The sequence below is a fragment of the Maribacter sp. HS genome (assembly GCF_048059195.1).
GTDB classification, from domain to species: domain Bacteria; phylum Bacteroidota; class Bacteroidia; order Flavobacteriales; family Flavobacteriaceae; genus Maribacter; species Maribacter dokdonensis.
This window is the reverse complement of sequence record NZ_JAYLVV010000009.1, coordinates 231,360-247,784: the sequence shown is the minus strand read 5'-3', so window position 1 is coordinate 247,784 and position 16,425 is coordinate 231,360. Positions and strand designations below refer to the sequence as shown.

Here is a 16,425-nt window from a genome sequence, read left to right as displayed (position 1 = left end):
TTACTAACCATCAAAGCTCAGATTGCTATTAATGCGCAAAATAAGATTCAATTTTCAAAGAAAATATGATAAATATTAGTCTATCATTTTCTCATTTCTCGTTTCTGTCCATTGCTATATATTTGAATATGATCAATATAACTCGTATGAACCCTCAAAAGTTATTGTGGATTATACACAAGGAGATTATATAATACGATACCTCATTCTGATAAAACTCCTAAAATTTCACATATGAAGCTATATGGAAATTGGAATGTACAGCAGGAAAGCCAAATAACAAAGTCCCTTTTTAAATTATACAAATAATTCTATTATATTCTTTATTTTAATTTCAGAATACAAATGCAGTTATTGACGACAATTAAATGTATCCTGAGAGCTTAACATATTATCTATTTTTGTAGCCCAATAACCTTAACGCATTGATAACTACAATTAGCGTAGAGCCCTCATGAATAGCCACGGCAATGCCAATACTAGCCCAACTCATTATAGTTGCAGGGATTAACAGTGCTACCACCCCCAAACTAACCCATAAATTTTGCTTAATAACCGACTTTGCTTTTCTACTCAAACCTATTGCAAAAGGAAGTGTTTCTAACTTATCTGCCATTAAGGCAATATCTGCCGTTTCTAAAGCTACATCACTACCTGCTGCACCCATGGCAATACCAACAGTACTGTTAGCCATGGCTGGAGCATCATTAACTCCGTCACCAATCATTGCGAGTTTATTTTCCTGCTGTGCAAGTTTTTTGATAGCCTCTACTTTTTCTTCTGGAAGTAGACTTCCAAGGGCTTCTGTTAACCCAATTTCCCTAGCTACGGCATCTGCCACTTTCTGATTATCACCAGTTAGCATTATCATTTTTTTAATACCAATTTCCTTTAACTGAGCAAGGGTTTCCCTGGCTTTTTCTCGAGGCGTGTCCATTAGCCCAAGCATACCTATAAATTCATTATCTCTTTTTATTAGCATAGTGGTCTTTCCTTCCCCTTCAAGTCTTCTTACCTTTTCCGAAACTTCGCTTGAAACACCATTATGAATATCTTCAAAAAGTTCTAAATTGCCTATGTAAATAGTATTTCCTTGATAGTTAGCTTTTATACCCTTTCCTTGAACGGCTTCCAAATCATCTGCATCCGGTATCTTAATGTCTTTACCAAGCTTTTTCGATCCATCCCTTACAACAGCCTTCGCCAAAGGATGGTCACTTAATTCCTCTACGGCAACAGCTATTTCTAACAACTCTTTATGTCCAATATTTCCAAAACTTTCAATATCGGTAAGTTTTGGTTTACCTTCCGTTAGGGTACCCGTTTTATCAAAGGCTAAAGCGGTAAGTTCTCCTAAATCTTCCAATGGCCTGCCACCCTTTATCAAAACTCCACCACGCGCGGCTCTGGCTACTCCGCTTAATACAGCAGAAGGGGTAGAAATTGCGAGAGCACATGGGCTTGCCGCTACTAGCACTGCTAATGAACGGTAAAGACTTTCACTCCAAGTTTCGTCAATAAGCAAAAAAGCAAAATTGAGCGCTATTACCAGTATGATTACTGCCGGCACATAATACCTCTCAAATTTATCAGTCAATAATTGTGTGGGCGATTTTTGATCCTGAGCCTCTTGAACCATTGTAACCAAACGATTTAATGTAGAGTCTTTAGCTTCTTTAATTACTTTTAATTCAAGCGTATTATTACCATTGATAGTTCCTGAAAACACACGGTTTTCATCAGGTATATCACTTTTTGAGGTGTACTCCTTCTCAGGATATTCAATGGGTAACTTATCTACTGGAACACTTTCTCCTGTAATTGGTGACTGGTCTACACTACTATTTCCTTTTACAATAACACCATCGGCAGATATTTTGCTATTGGGCCGTACCACGATAATATCACCAACCTTTAGCTCCTCAATACCCACTTCAACAGTGTCGCCAGCTTTCTTTAACAATGCTGTTTTAGGCGCCAGGTCAGTCAATGCCGCAATGGATTTTTTTGCCCTTCCCATAGCATAGTTTTCCAAAGCGTGACCCAGACTAAAAAGGAACAGCAACAGGGCACCTTCTGCCCATTCACCTAAATAGGCAGCTCCTGCGGCTGCGACAAGCATAAGGAAATCAATTTCAAATTCGCCCCTGGCAATTTTAGTAATGGCCTCTTTTAAGGTAAAATATCCTCCAAAAATGTAAGATAAAATATAGAGTACGAATGGAACACTCTCCGAAAGCCCAGAAAACTTTTCTATTAGAAATCCAGTTATTAAAGTTACTCCACTTAAAATGGCGAAATAAAGCTCAGTGTTCTTTCCTAAAATTCCGTCATGTTCGTGATCATGATTGTCAGGATTCTCGTGATTATGTTCCTTAGCTGTTTCTGTAGTTATTTTTTTCATGCTTTCTTATTTTTTACTTTGTATGAAATAGTGCGTTTATATCCTCAGGAATAATCATTCTTTTTAATGGTGGAACATTGGCACCTCCTGTATTGCCAAGCGGCACATGATCAATAAATGATTTCCAACCACCAACAAATAATCTTATAATTTGACCAAATACCTCCTTACTGTTCCTTTGCTTTAATCCAAATTTTAACATTAACCAATGTGAATAGGTATGTTCTATTGGATAAGATTGACCTATTATATGACTTCTTTCTAAATGATGCCATGCATTTGCATAATCTTTATTACCTAGAAATTCTTTATATAAACTAATTTCTTTATCATAAGCTATTTTTAAATGCTTTGTTATCTTATAATTTAATTTCATAGTAATTTATTAGGATTGTGAAATTATCAATTAGAAGGATGCAACAATAGTGCATTATTGTCCGCTACATTTATCGCAAATCCCTTTGACAACTAAATTCACGTTCTCTGCATTAAAACCATCTGGTAAATTAATGTGTGGAATTTTATGCTCTGTCAAACAAACAGTTTCATTACAATTGTTACAGTGGAAATGCAAGTGTAAATCGGTGTCCATTTCACAGCGGCAATTCTCTTCACACATGGCATATTTTGTTATTCCTGTACCATCATCTATTTGATGAGCAATATCACTTTCTACAAAGGTTTTTAATGTGCGGTATAAGGTAGTTCTATCTGAATTATCAAAATACGCTTCAATATTTGTTAAACTAACAGCTACTTTTTTACCTATGAGAAATTGTAAAACCAACAAGCGCATAGCCGTTGGTTTTACGTTATTTTTTTCCAATATTTGCTCCAAATCAGTCATTTTCCTATGAATTAAATCGCTTTAAAGATTCTCCCGTTTTAATCTGAAAGGCATCTTCAATATTTGCTATATAAATAATACCATCTCCAGGTCCGTCGGTTTTGGCGTTGGCTATAATTGTTTCAATGGCCGCTTGGGCTTCCTCATTTTGGCAGACCAGTTCCAGCTTAACCACTGGACTATCTGTTACGTGAAAATCCAGCGACGGTCTTGCCCCTTTTGATTTGAATGCACCAGTGCCTTCAGCTTGTGAAAGGGTCATACTTTTGAACCCATTATCAGATAGTGCTTCAATGACTCTTTGGATTCGGTTCGGTTTTATAAATGCTTTTATTTCTTTCATACTTATTATATTATGAATTTAGTCATCGTGTCCCAATTCGCCTTTTATCATTTCTGATGATAAGGTGTATGCGCCTTTCGTGACCACTTTCACCTTTTGGGCAATTTCTGCAGGAAGATTGATTTCAACATATCCTAAATCTGTAATTCCAACGTTAACGGGAATCATTTTAAACTTCATTTTGTTTTCTTCCTTTTTGTCATCTTCATCCAATATGAAAATGTATGATTGTTCGCCTTCTTTGACAATAGCATCTTCAGGAACTGCGAATGCCATTTTTGCATCTTGCACAATCCTACCTTCCACATACATTCCTGGAAGTAATTCTTTATCGTCATTATGAACATCGGCGTGAACGTGCAATGCTTTTGCGTCGCTTTCAAAAGTTTTACCAATTGCGTGAATTTTCGCCTTCAGCAATTGATCTGGTTTGGCAGCTACCGTAAAGTAGATTTCTTGTCCTTCCTTAACTTTTCTTATATCTTTTTCATATACTTTAAAATCTACATGTATTTCTGAATTATCACTAACTGTGAACATTTTGGTCTGAGGTGCAACATAGTCGCCAAGGCTTACCATAACTTCATCTACATAGCCAGAAATTGGCGTTGTGATAGGGACGGAAGAAAAAATATGACCTTGTAAGACCTTATCCGTGTTAATGCCCAATAGTCTTAATTTAGACCGTAAACCATTGACGCTCGATGTTGTGGAACGAAATTTTGATTGTGCCATTTGAAATTCCTTTCCAGAAGAAACTCCCTTATCATACAGGATTTGTTTACGTTCAAAATCTTGTTTTAAAAATACGAGTTCGTCATTTTTCTCTTGAAATTCCTGTTGCATTGAAATGATGTCAGGATGTTCCAAGTAGGCCAACACTTGACCATTATTCACCTTATCTCCTTCGATGACCTTGATGGAACGAACATTGCCGCCCACAAAAGGACTAATATTAGCTCTATCCTGTGGAAAAAGTTCGAGTTTGCCAGTAACTTTTATGGTATTTCCCAAACTCTTTTTTTCTAAAGGATTTATTTCAAGACCTATTGTTTCGGCTTGCTGCATTGTTAGTTCTACAACGCCTTCCTCTGTACCATGACCTTCTTCAGAGTGTTCCTTTTCTTTGGATGTCGCATTTTCATCACTTTGGCTTCTATTTGTCGTGTTGTTGCAACCTATCATTAAAAAAGTTGCTAATGCTAAACTGATTATAAATATATGTTTCATTCTGTTTTCTTTAATATTATAGATTGCCCAATTGGTATTGTAACTCAATGGCCTGTTGGTTATACTGATTGATAAATTGTAAATGGTTTTGCTTGATTCTTATGGCACTGTTCAAGATTGTGATATAGTTTACATAATCAATTTCACCTTCTTTTGAAGCAAGTTCTGCTGTTGTAATCTGTTCTTCAGCTAAAATTAACGCACCTTTTTGATAATAATCAAGTGTCTTTTGGGTCTTTTCCAAGGATTTTAAAAGTTGGGAAACCCTACTTTCTGTTATGGCCTTCTGTTCCAGATACTGGTTTTCGGCAACCATCGCATCTGCCTTAGCGGCCTTGACCCTTGATTTTTGCGGTAAGAACCACAATGGAATACTTATACCTGCTTGATATGCACTAAATCCAGATATATCATTATATTTAAGCTTATCATAACTAATACTAAATTTTGGAAGGAATTCTGATTTTTCTACCCCAATGTTTGCTTTGCTTACCTCGGCATTTTGCAATGAATACTGCAACAATGGATTATTTGCAACAGATGAAGAATCAAAATCAGCCAAAAAATTTATCGGTTCATAAGTAGATCCTACGGTTTCAATTTCTTGATCAATCCCCAAATACTGTTTCAAAGCTCTTTTTGCTATTTCTATATCATCATAAGCCTGTTGTCGTAATACCTGTATCTGTTGATATTCAGAAGAGGCTGCAATAAATTCCAGTTTTCCGGTTTCTCCCGTATCATAACGAGATTCTGCTGCCATCCTAAAATTTGCATATACACTGTCCAGTTGTTCCGCAAAACGCAATTGCGCCTTATTGTAATTGATGAGATCGTATGCTTGCATCACATTACGCACCAACTGTTGTTCGCTTAGAGCATAAAATTTTTCTCCAAGTTGGGTACGTTCTTTGTAGTACTTGGATTTTGAGAAACCAGATAACAAATCTATATTGCCCTGTTGCACACCATAAGTTCGCAAAGCTCCCTGCTGTACACCTTGATCTTCCCTACCTGTATATAAGGAAGTACTCCCCAGATCGAAGCTTGTTCCTTTCATGGCACGCTCTCGCTCTATAAAAGCCTGACTTTCCTTTAGCGATGGGTAATTCTGTTTTGCCATTGCAATGGCTTCGTCTATAGTCAAGGTCTTTGATATTGTAACACCTGAACTCGCGTCTTGGGCAACGGCAGTTCCTGAAGCCATCAAACCACCAATCATTAACAATATGGTTATAATGTTCGTGGATTTGTTTATATAACTTACATCACCATCAGTATTGTTTCGTTCCTTTCTTGATTCCAACCAATAATACAATACCGGAAGGACTACAAGGGTTAAAAACGTGGCCGTAAGCAATCCGCCAATAACTACTGTTGCCAATGGTCGCTGTACCTCGGCACCTCCCGAGGTAGAAATCGCCATTGGGATAAAGCCCATAATGGCCGCCGTTGCGGTTAGCAAAATTGGTCGTAACCGTTCGTGTGTTGCTTCGTATATTCGTTTCCTTAAGTCTGTCATTCCACTTTCTTTTAATTCGTTGAATTTGTTTATCAGTACCAAACCGTTCAATACCGCAACTCCAAAGAGCACGATAAATCCGACTCCCGCTGAAATACTAAAGGGCATTCCCCGTATCCAAAGCGCAAACACGCCACCAATGGCCGCCAGAGGCACTGCCATATAAATCATTACCGACTGCGAGAACGAGCTCAACGCAAAGTAGAGCAATATGAATATTAGGAAAAGTGCGATAGGCACTACAATCATTAATCGGTCTGACGCACGTTGCAGGTTTTCAAACGAACCTCCGTAGGTTACAAAATAACCTGGTGGCAGTTTCACTTCTGTTTCCAGTTTTTGCTGAATTTCCTCGACCATCGATTTTACATCTCGCCCACGAACATTGACTCCTACCGAAATACGACGCGAGGTATTGTCCCTTGAAATCTGCATTGGGCCAGGTTTGTAACTGATGTCCGCTACTTCCTTTAACGGTACTTGGGCACCATTTGGTAAATCGATATATAGATTTTTAAGGCTGTTGATGTCCTGTCTAAAGTCCTTCGCCAAACGAATGACCACATCAAAGCGTTTTTCACCTTCAAAAATTACCCCTGCCGCTTCTCCTGAAAAGGCGGCACTTACATAATCATTCAGCTTATCAACGGTTACACCGTACTGTGCCATTTTTGCACGATTGTATTCTACCGTCATCTGTGGCAAACCACTCGTAGCTTCCACATTCAGGTCGGCCGCTCCGGGAACGCTTCTGATAACCGCTGCGATTTCCTGAACCTTGTCTGCCAATACGCCCAAATCTTCTCCATACAATTTGATGGCCACGTCCTCGCGAACACCCGTAAGCAATTCGTTAAAACGAAGTTCCACAGGTTGCGTAAACACAAAGTTTACACCGGGAACAACTGAAATTTTTTCCTGTATTTTTTCTATAAGTTCTTCTTTGCTATCTGCGGAAGTCCATTTGCTCTTATCCTTTTCAAGAATGATATAGCTATCGGCAATGTCCATTGGCATTGGGTCTGTTGGTATTGCAGCAACACCAATTCTTGAGACCACTGTTTTTACTTCAGGAAATTCATTGATTAAATTTTGAAGTTTTTTTGAAGCTTCAATAGATTCCGTAAGACTGCTCCCTGGTTTTATCAAGGCTTGAAATGCAATATCGCCCTCATCAAATTTAGGTATGAATTCGCCACCCATATTGCTGAAAATAAATCCTGCAATCAATAACAGCCCAACCGCACCAATAATGACACCAGCCCTAAAGCGAAGTGCGAAATTGAGCAAGGGTACATACGCCCTGTTCAACCCTGACATTATTTTATCACTGAACCTGTCAATCCTGTTTTCAAATTTGGCAAACCAACTGTTCTGATTTCTGGCAGGCTTTAGGAACATTGACGAAATCATTGGCACGTAGGTAAGACACAGGATAATCGCTCCCAAAACCGCAAATCCGAAAGTAAATGCCATTGGGCGGAACATTTTTCCCTCAACACCAGTTAAAAAGAGAATCGGTGTAAATACAATAAGGATAATAAGCTGACCGAAAAAAGCCGAATTCATCATCGTGCTTGCCGATTCATAGGCTATTTCATCCATTTCTGGCTGGCCAATGGCCGTTGTGGTTTTCTTCATCCGTTGATGGATGTGAAATACCATACCTTCTACAATAATAACTGCACCATCCACAATGATTCCAAAATCGATTGCTCCCAAGGACATTAAATTTGCCCAAACGCCAAATTGTTTCATCAAGATAAAGGCGAAGAGTAATGATAAAGGGATTACCGAAGCTGTAATTAATCCACCACGGAAACTTCCCAAAAGCAAGACCAAAACGAAAATAACGATGAGCGACCCTTCAATAAGATTTTTTTCAACGGTGCTTGTGGTTCTTCCAATAAGTTCACTTCGGCTTAAAAACGTATCTATGTAAACGCCTTCCGGCAGGGATTTTTGTATTTCTGCAATGCGCTTTTCCACATTTTCGACCACGTTGCCGGGGCTTTCGCCTTTCAGCATTAAAATTTGTCCACCAACAGTTTCGTGCCCATCTTGGGTAAACGCACCATATCGCACCTGATTCCCGTATCCTACTTTTTCAGCAACATCCCGCACTAGAACAGGGCTTCCGTTTTGTGTGGTTACCACGGTGTTTTCCAAATCTTCAAGGCTACGCGCCAAACCTTCGCCACGAATGAAATTTGCTTGGTGGTTTTTCTCGATATAAGCACCTCCCGTATTGGCATTGTTCACTTTCAGGGCTTCAAAAACCTGATTCATTGTAATGCCAAAACTTTTTAATTTATCAGGATTTATGGCAACTTCATATTGTTTTACATAGCCTCCAAAAGCATTGACCTCGACCACTCCAGGGACTAATGCCATTTGGCGTTTTACAATCCAATCCTGTATGGTACGAAGCTCCATGGCGTCGTATTTATCTTCGTAGCCTTCTTTTAGTTTTAAAGTATATTGGTAGATTTCTCCCAGACCTGTAGTAATGGGTGCCATAAATGGCGTGCCGAAGCCTTCGGGGATTTCTCCGGCAACTTCGGTCAATTTTTCTTGCACCAATTGCCGGGGAAGATAAGTGCCTGCCTCGTCCTTAAAGACAATGGTAACCACGGACAGACCAAAACGAGATACAGAACGCAGTTCGATAACATCAGGAAGGTTTGCCATAGCCAATTCTACCGGGTAGGTGACAAATTGCTCAATATCTTCAGTACCTAAATTTGGGGCAACTGTAATAACCTGTACTTGGTTGTTGGTAATATCGGGTACAGAACCTAGGTTTATAGTGGCCATAGACCAAATGCCCGTACCTACCAGTGCCACTATAAAGAGCCCAATAATAAACTTGTTATTAATGGAAAATGAAATGATTTTGTTAATCATAGAAAAAGTATTAATTCAGTTTAAACATCGCAATGCAAAGAGATGCAAAGCGTTTATGATGCGACACTTACTTTGAAAAGCATCACGATAGGATATAACTATCCTTTAAAAAACCGAATTATACTTTAGGGGGTTGGAAAAGCGATTCCAGATATCTGGAAGTGAAGTTTACTTTATGTAAATTAAATTGTTCTTTCCCTTCAAACTTTAATTGATTAGTTAAAGCTAAATTGTTGTTCTCAATCATTAACACTAAAGGGTGGCAACATTGCTGATGGGAATGGATTGGTGTATTATCATTATCTGGGTTATGATGATACTCTTCATTTTTTGCATCATTGTCAACGTAATCTTCGACTACGTATTCAAGGAAAGAGTCGCCATAAACTTTATGGTCTTGATAATGTGTTATAATATTTGAGATTTCTTTAATTGGGCCACAAAAGTCCATATCTAAGCTAATTCCTTGAAAAAGGAATAAAAAGGACATAGATATAGAAAAAAGTGTTTTCATAATTTTTACAAAACTACAAATTGATTAATGCAACTGTTGTGCAAACATAAGAATCATCCGCAGACATTTTCCTTTTTCTGAATTGACGGGCATTTAACCTTTCCATAAGGACAATAAGCACAACAATACCCTTCCTTAGGCTTTAGCAATACTTAATAATTTTCACACTTATAGAAAAACTGGCATGTTGTTGTGGGCATTTTCCCTATTACTTTTTATTTATATCACTTCGTAGCATCAACAATAACATCTGCAATTTCCGGATAGACCCATTCTAATGTATTTCTATTGAAGATACCAAATTCACTGGCATTACCATTATCCCACCAAATGGGACAAATACCACGTTCTGCGCATAGGTTTGCATAATATTCGGCATGAGCCAAACGGTCACTCTCATTATTAGAAAAAGTAGCCCCCCATTCACCCATAACTACTGTCCTACCTTCCGTTTCAAACTTAGCTTGAATTACATTAAATTCTTCGGTTAACTGCGCCTTATCTTCATCTGTACCCCAAGTTGGATCAGTTCCTGCTAGACTGAACAAATAAGGTGAATAACTATGAATAGATACAATAATATTTTCATCATCATTGGGTATTACATAATCTTCTAGAACATTTTCACCGGTTCCAGCTGCATAGGTAGAAACCATAATTTTTCGAACAGCGTTATTACCTCCAGTTGCTCTAATTGCATCTACACTGACCTGATGATATTGGTTGACAACATCTCGCCCTTCCGCGGTACCACCTTCCCATTCTTCGGGAGATCCTTCATGACGGGGCTCATTCAATGTTTCAAAAATTACATAATCTCCATAAGGTTTGAATTTATTAGCTATCTGTGTCCATATTTTTATCAACCTATCTTTTACAGAAGGGGCATTCTCATAGGTAGGCACAATCCACTCATCATCATGATGAATATTTATGATGACGTACATATTATTACCTAGAGCAAAATTTGCAATTTCTTCTACGCTATTTAACCAATCTGGCTCTATCAAATAATCTGGTGCTGCACCGGTATGAAATCTCCAAGTAACCGGTAATCTTAATGTTTTAAATCCTTTTGCAGCGATCTCATCTATCATAGCCTGTGTGGTCAAAGGATTTCCCCACGCTGTTACGTCTACATCCTCAGTATCTAAAGTATTGCCTAAATTCCAACCAGAACCCATGTCCAACACAAATTCTTTTGGCGACATATCTCGCATAATTCCGTTGATGGATTCTTCTTGTACTATATTGTCTTCGGGTGTTTCAACGGTATCTGTAGTTTCAGATGAGCTTTCTTTGACTTGACTTTCTGAAGAAGAGCATCCTATTAAAAAAGTAATATTTAAAACAATAAAAAGGAAGATAGATTTTTTCATTAATGGCTACTTTTCTAGAAGTAAATGGATATAGATTTTACATAAACATAATTCGTTTACATAAAATGGAATATAAGCAATTAGGAAATAAAATGCTATTCACGCCAGATACACAATTATCAAAATCCATGTAACACAACGGATTTGTATAACCCGCATGAACCCTCATTGCAAATAACAAAAAAAAAGCTATCGCTTTTTCATTTTTTGTTCCCAACCGCTTTCATAAATAAATATAAAGGATTTAGATAATCCTTATGAACCCTCATTGCAAATAACAAAAGAAAAGCTATCGCTTTTTCATTTTTTGTTCCCAACCGCTTTCATAAATAGATATAAAGGATATAGATAATCCTTATGAACCCTCATTGCAAATAACAAAAGAAAAGCTATCGCTTTTTCATTTTTTGTTCCTACCGCTTTCATAAATAGATATAAAGGATTTAGATAATCCTTATGAACCCTCATTGCAAATAACAAAAGAAAAGCTATCGCTTTTTCATTTTTTGTTCCCAACCGCTTTCATAAGCTTTGCTTATGACGCTTTTGGAAACAAAAAATGAACTGCAAAACAGTTCATTTTCTTATTCAGTCGGGATGACAGGATTTGAACCTGCGACCACTCGACCCCCAGCCGAGTGCGCTACCGGACTGCGCTACATCCCGAAAATTTAAAGGAAGAATATCTTCCTGAATTCATATAGTTTTTCAGCTACTTAAGATGAACTGTAGTGCAGTTTATCCTGAGCGTAGTCGACGGGCTACATCCCGTAACTTCAATGACAATTGCTATCATTGAAAATCAGTTTGCAAAAATATAAAAGTAATTCGGTTTATAAACTATTAATCCAATCTATTAGATCAATTGGCCATTTTCTTAAAATAGGATTATCTTGGGCCAGTCCAAAACCATGTCCGCCTTTCTCAAAAAGATACAATTCGCTCTTTGCAGTAGCCTTTACATTAAACATCGTATGAAAATATTCACTGTTGGCTACAGGTACCACTTCATCGTCCATTGCATGTACCAAATATGTTGATGGTGTTTCTGAATTGATATGAAATTGACTGGAATATTCCTGTATCATTTTTTCAGAAGGCTCTTTTCCTAACAGATTATTCCTAGATCCTAAATGGGTTTCTTCACCCATAGTTATTACCGGATACATAAGTACCATGAAATCTGGTCTTGCACTTTCTTTATCTATTTCATCTATTAGTTCATAAACACGGTTATTGTATTTGGTACCTAGAGTTGATGCCAAATGGCCACCTGCGGAAAAACCTATAATGCCTATTTCATTTTTATTTATACCCCATTCTCCTGCCCTACTTCTGACCATTTTAATAGCTCTTTGAGCATCTATTAACGGCACATTATGCTTATCTGTTTGCGTTTCGTCCGACGGCAATCTATATTTTACTACAATACCGGCTATACCTCTATCGGCTAAAAACTGGGCTACATCGGTTCCTTCCCAATCATAGGCTAAAATACCATATCCGCCACCGGGAAAAATCAACACGGCTTTACCATTAGCTTTTTCTGGCAAGTAAACTTCTAACGTTGGTTTTTGAACCTTACTTATTCTTAAGATATCACGCTGTTCATGTACTTCTTCTATATTAGTTTCTTTTTGATTTGGAATGTTATCTTTTGGCCAAAGATCAATAGTCCGTTCCATTGTGGTACAACCAAAAAAATGCAGTGAGATCAGTAGTGAAGTGACTTTAATTGCTATGCTATTATATTTCATTACAATCCCATTTAAAATTTGCTATTGGGTCTTTTGAAGCTCCTTGTAAATTATAATGCCACCACTCCGTTCGGGTAGACCAAAAACCATATTTCTCCATAGTTTCCTTTAGCAACTTTCTATTATCCAAAATCTCTTGCGGCAAGTCAAAATTATCATGATAGGCTCGTTTTCCAAAAAAATCAAAATCCGTTGGCATTTTAACCTCTTCCCCTTCCAGTGTTATCAATGTTATATCTACGGCCCCACCTTTGTTATGTATAGAACCTTTTACCGGATTGGCTACATATTGCGGATTAGGGACTATTTTCCACATTTTATACTGTACGGAATTAGGTCTGTAGCAATCGTAGAATTTTATTTTTACACCATGTTTTTTAAACTCCTCATTTGCCTTTAGCAAAGCCTTCACCGTTTTTGCCCTAGTGTAACATTCGCCACAATCATACACCTTTTCTTTTAAAAAATTATTCTTGGTAGCGTAACGTAGGTCATAGGCAAAGCCATCGCTATAGTCTGCTAAACGCACAAATGTAGTATCCGCTACACCCTCCAGACTTTTGAATACTGGTTTTTGTATCTTAGGTTCTACGATAGTATCCAATACGGTATCATCTATTTCTTCCTTAATGGCAGCTGTATTTTCATTCTTATTCTCTTCTTTACAACTTACCATAAACATAAGTAATGCCAATAAAGACAGACCTAAAACTCTATTCTTAAACATGTTTATATTATTTGTGTTTGAAGATACAGATTTTTGACAAAGGTGCTTTATCTTTAAAATAGTTTCAATGTATAATGACCGACCATCAATTAAAATCAATCTATGGCAAAGAATCTACTTGTAATTTTCATCATTATTTTGAACCTTTCTTGTGGTAAGTTATCACGAAATGAGCCAAAGGTTAAAAAACCGAACATTATTCTTTTCTTAGCCGATGATCAAGGTTGGGGAGATTTAAGCAGTAGCGGAAATAACAACCTAAGCACACCAAATATTGATGCTTTAAGGACCAATGGAGCAACATTCAATAACTTTTATGTGCAGCCCGTTTGTTCTCCTACCAGAGCAGAAATATTAACGGGCAGGTATTTTACCCGTACGGGTGTTTACGAAACTTCTTCTGGTGGTGAGCGTATTAATATGAACGAAACTACGATTGCCGAAATACTGAAAAAAGCAGATTACCATACTGCTGCTTTTGGAAAATGGCATAACGGCATGCAACCGCCATACCATCCAAATAGCAAAGGGTTTGATGAATATTACGGTTTTGCATCTGGTCATTGGGGCAATTATTTTAGTCCTATGTTGGAACATAACGGTGCGTTGGTAAAGGGTAACGGTTTTTTGGTGGATGATTTAACCGATAAAGGATTGGAGTTTATTGAAAACAACAAAGCAGAGCCCTTTTTTCTGTACCTACCATACAATACACCGCATAGCCCCATGCAAGTGCCCGATGAATTTTGGAACAAAATGAAAAACAAGTCTTTGAATTTCCTATCCAATGCAAATGATGATGAAGATCTGCAGTTTACCAAGGCCGCTTTGGCCATGGTAGAAAATATTGACTATAATGTTGGAAGAATTACCGATAAAATCGAAAAACTGAATCTTGAAGACAACACCATCATTATTTACCTATCGGATAACGGCCCTAATGCCTATCGTTGGAACGGAAACATGAAAGGTAAAAAAGGAAGTGTTGACGAAGGTGGTGTTCGCACCCCTTTTTATATTCAATGGACCAAACATATTCCAAAAGGGCTCGAACTTAATGAAATAGCCGGTGGTATTGATATCTTACCTACATTGTGCGGTTTACTTTCTATACCCTATTCAACAGAATTTCCTGTTGACGGTGAAGACTTGAGCGCTTTACTATTGGGAAATAAATTCGAAAGTAAGGATCGATTTCTTTTTAACCATTGGAACGGAAAAACAAGTGTTAGAAGTCAAAAATATAGACTAGATAATGAAAATAGACTTTATGACATTACTGTTGACAGAGCGCAAAAAAATGATATATCCAATGAGAACCCAAATCTGGCCAACAAATTTCTTGAAGCTAAACGTAAGTGGGAAAACGAAACCATAACTACCACCAAACAGAATGATGATCGCGCTTTTACCTTAGGTTATCCAAAAGCCATATATACTCAACTACCTGCTAGAGATGGTGAAGCACATGGTACCATAGAGCGTAGCAACCGCTGGCCAAACGATTCTTTTTTCACCAATTGGAATTCTGTAAACGATTCTATTACTTGGAACGTTGATGTATTGGAAGAAGGTAATTTCCAGGTTGAAATGTATTACACATGTCCACCAAAAGATTTGGGTTCAATTGTAGAACTAAGTTTTGGTGATAGTAAGATCAAGGCTAAAATAATAGAAGCTTTTGATTCTCCTCTTGTTGGTAAGGAATATGATCGAGTATTAAGAATGGAGTCCTATGTAAAGGAATTTAAACCGTTGAATCTAGGTATAATTTCATTACCTAAAGGCAAAGGAACTTTGACTCTTAAAGCTCTGGAAATGCCAAATAAAGCGGTAGCCGATTTTAGGTTATTACAGTTTAAAAAATTGGACTAAACTTTAAATATTAGAATCAAGTTAAAGTATATAAAAAAACCTCCTATTTATGTAAAAATAGAAGGTTTTGCATTCAAGTTGGTAGTTGGTTTACTTTAAACTTTTTAAATATTCTAAACTCTTTGGTACTTGAGTAACAACATTAGAAGATTCATCTTCTATAAACATATATTCAATACCTAATTTTTTAGCTTCGGCAACTACACCTGCAATGTCTATTTGCCCAGTGCCCAAAACAACATTAGTATCATCTTCTTCATGCCCGGTATTATTACCCTTAATACCTTTCTCCATATCTTTAAGATGTAAGAGTGTAAATTTATTAGGGTATTTCTTCATCAATTCCAACGGGTCCGCACCTCCGTGCTGTGCCCAAAAAACATCTAGCTCAAATGTAAAATCCGTTGCATTTTGCGCCATGTAATCAAACAAAGTACCTCTCTTATATTTTCTAAATTCATATCCATGCGGATGATAGGCTAAAACCAATCCGTTTTGTTTCAGGACTTTACCGGCTTTATTAAAAACTTCGGTAGCATGTTGGGTCTCTTTTAATTCCCAAGTGTTCCCCTCGTGAGGCACCCAAGCGCACATTACATATTTTGCACCAAAATCTTTAGCATTTTTAATGACTTTTTCAACATCGCTCTCCAAATCTTCAAATGTGGCACCAATACTTACCATATCTAAATTATTTTGGTCAAGTAATGCTTTAAAATCCTCTAACGGCATATCATAAGTATCACCGCCTTCAATCTTATCAATTCCCCATTCATTGATCAACCCTAAGGTATTGGACACATCCATCTTAAATTGATTTCTAAGACTGTACAACTGTATACCAACTTCTTGAGAGTGCGCTAAAAAACCACTACCCAAAAGGATAGTGGCAATCAATATTTTTTTTATCATCTTACTAC

Annotated in this window: 12 protein-coding genes and 1 tRNA gene; 1 reads left to right on the top strand and 12 read right to left on the bottom strand. The window is 37.4% G+C overall.

Annotated features, from left to right (window positions below):
• Positions 1 to 391: 391 nt before the first annotated feature.
• The 11 genes from VBZ51_RS17280 to VBZ51_RS17230 all read right to left on the bottom strand — a co-directional run bounded on the left by VBZ51_RS17280 (position 392) and on the right by VBZ51_RS17230 (position 13,630).
• Entirely contained in the window at positions 392 to 2,404 is a 2,013-nt protein-coding gene (locus VBZ51_RS17280) for a heavy metal translocating P-type ATPase (protein ID WP_416577741.1), read from the bottom strand.
• Positions 2,405 to 2,417: 13 nt separating this feature from the next.
• Positions 2,418 to 2,780 carry a DUF3703 domain-containing protein gene (locus VBZ51_RS17275; protein WP_068486791.1) on the bottom strand — a complete coding sequence of 121 codons (363 nt, stop codon included), beginning with the start codon at positions 2,778 to 2,780 and terminating at the stop codon, positions 2,418 to 2,420.
• Between the two features lie 54 nt (positions 2,781 to 2,834).
• Positions 2,835 to 3,251 carry a Fur family transcriptional regulator gene (locus VBZ51_RS17270; protein WP_210707892.1) on the bottom strand — a complete coding sequence of 139 codons (417 nt, stop codon included), beginning with the start codon at positions 3,249 to 3,251 and terminating at the stop codon, positions 2,835 to 2,837.
• A 4-nt stretch (positions 3,252 to 3,255) separates the two neighbouring features.
• Positions 3,256 to 3,594, bottom strand: coding sequence for a P-II family nitrogen regulator (locus tag VBZ51_RS17265; RefSeq protein ID WP_068486787.1), 339 nt, complete (start codon positions 3,592 to 3,594; stop codon positions 3,256 to 3,258).
• Positions 3,595 to 3,612: 18 nt separating this feature from the next.
• Positions 3,613 to 4,824: an efflux RND transporter periplasmic adaptor subunit gene (locus VBZ51_RS17260; RefSeq protein ID WP_068487073.1), complete on the bottom strand. Its 1,212-nt coding sequence runs from the start codon at positions 4,822 to 4,824 to the stop codon at positions 3,613 to 3,615.
• Between the two features lie 16 nt (positions 4,825 to 4,840).
• Positions 4,841 to 9,253 (bottom strand): CusA/CzcA family heavy metal efflux RND transporter, encoded by a 4,413-nt coding sequence (locus VBZ51_RS17255; RefSeq protein WP_416577740.1) that lies wholly within the window; start codon positions 9,251 to 9,253, stop codon positions 4,841 to 4,843.
• A gap of 118 nt (positions 9,254 to 9,371) precedes the next feature.
• Positions 9,372 to 9,767: a hypothetical protein gene (locus VBZ51_RS17250; protein ID WP_416577739.1), complete on the bottom strand. Its 396-nt coding sequence runs from the start codon at positions 9,765 to 9,767 to the stop codon at positions 9,372 to 9,374.
• A 224-nt stretch (positions 9,768 to 9,991) separates the two neighbouring features.
• Complete coding sequence (locus VBZ51_RS17245; protein WP_416577738.1) at positions 9,992 to 11,146, bottom strand: cellulase family glycosylhydrolase; 1,155 nt, start codon at positions 11,144 to 11,146, stop codon at positions 9,992 to 9,994.
• Between the two features lie 592 nt (positions 11,147 to 11,738).
• Positions 11,739 to 11,812 (bottom strand) — tRNA-Pro (locus tag VBZ51_RS17240).
• A gap of 167 nt (positions 11,813 to 11,979) precedes the next feature.
• Positions 11,980 to 12,903 (bottom strand): alpha/beta hydrolase, encoded by a 924-nt coding sequence (locus VBZ51_RS17235; protein ID WP_416577737.1) that lies wholly within the window; start codon positions 12,901 to 12,903, stop codon positions 11,980 to 11,982.
• Positions 12,893 to 13,630 carry a M15 family metallopeptidase gene (locus VBZ51_RS17230; RefSeq protein ID WP_416577736.1) on the bottom strand — a complete coding sequence of 246 codons (738 nt, stop codon included), beginning with the start codon at positions 13,628 to 13,630 and terminating at the stop codon, positions 12,893 to 12,895. Before VBZ51_RS17230 ends, VBZ51_RS17235 begins: the two co-directional genes overlap by 11 nt.
• A 102-nt stretch (positions 13,631 to 13,732) precedes the next feature.
• Between VBZ51_RS17230 and VBZ51_RS17225 the strand changes: the two genes are divergently transcribed.
• A complete protein-coding gene (locus VBZ51_RS17225) occupies positions 13,733 to 15,505 on the top strand; it encodes an arylsulfatase (protein ID WP_416577735.1) in 1,773 nt (590 codons plus the stop codon).
• Positions 15,506 to 15,595: 90 nt separating this feature from the next.
• Here the strand turns inward: VBZ51_RS17225 and VBZ51_RS17220 are convergent, their stop codons facing one another.
• Complete coding sequence (locus VBZ51_RS17220; RefSeq protein WP_416577734.1) at positions 15,596 to 16,417, bottom strand: sugar phosphate isomerase/epimerase family protein; 822 nt, start codon at positions 16,415 to 16,417, stop codon at positions 15,596 to 15,598.
• Between the last annotated feature and the right edge of the window lie 8 nt (positions 16,418 to 16,425).

Bases quoted from the DNA above. Each gene is read 5' to 3' on its own strand.
- VBZ51_RS17260 (WP_068487073.1), bottom strand. From the start codon at position 4,824: ATGAAACATATATTTATAATCAGTTTAGCATTAGCAACTTTTTTAATG.
- VBZ51_RS17235 (WP_416577737.1), bottom strand. From the start codon at position 12,903: ATGAAATATAATAGCATAGCAATTAAAGTCACTTCACTACTGATCTCA.
- VBZ51_RS17230 (WP_416577736.1), bottom strand. From the start codon at position 13,630: ATGTTTAAGAATAGAGTTTTAGGTCTGTCTTTATTGGCATTACTTATG.
- VBZ51_RS17245 (WP_416577738.1), bottom strand. From the start codon at position 11,146: ATGAAAAAATCTATCTTCCTTTTTATTGTTTTAAATATTACTTTTTTA.
- VBZ51_RS17280 (WP_416577741.1), bottom strand. From the start codon at position 2,404: ATGAAAAAAATAACTACAGAAACAGCTAAGGAACATAATCACGAGAAT.
- VBZ51_RS17265 (WP_068486787.1), bottom strand. From the start codon at position 3,594: ATGAAAGAAATAAAAGCATTTATAAAACCGAACCGAATCCAAAGAGTC.
- VBZ51_RS17220 (WP_416577734.1), bottom strand. From the start codon at position 16,417: ATGATAAAAAAAATATTGATTGCCACTATCCTTTTGGGTAGTGGTTTT.
- VBZ51_RS17250 (WP_416577739.1), bottom strand. From the start codon at position 9,767: ATGAAAACACTTTTTTCTATATCTATGTCCTTTTTATTCCTTTTTCAA.
- VBZ51_RS17275 (WP_068486791.1), bottom strand. From the start codon at position 2,780: ATGAAATTAAATTATAAGATAACAAAGCATTTAAAAATAGCTTATGAT.
- VBZ51_RS17225 (WP_416577735.1), top strand. From the start codon at position 13,733: ATGGCAAAGAATCTACTTGTAATTTTCATCATTATTTTGAACCTTTCT.
- VBZ51_RS17270 (WP_210707892.1), bottom strand. From the start codon at position 3,251: ATGACTGATTTGGAGCAAATATTGGAAAAAAATAACGTAAAACCAACG.
- VBZ51_RS17255 (WP_416577740.1), bottom strand. From the start codon at position 9,253: ATGATTAACAAAATCATTTCATTTTCCATTAATAACAAGTTTATTATT.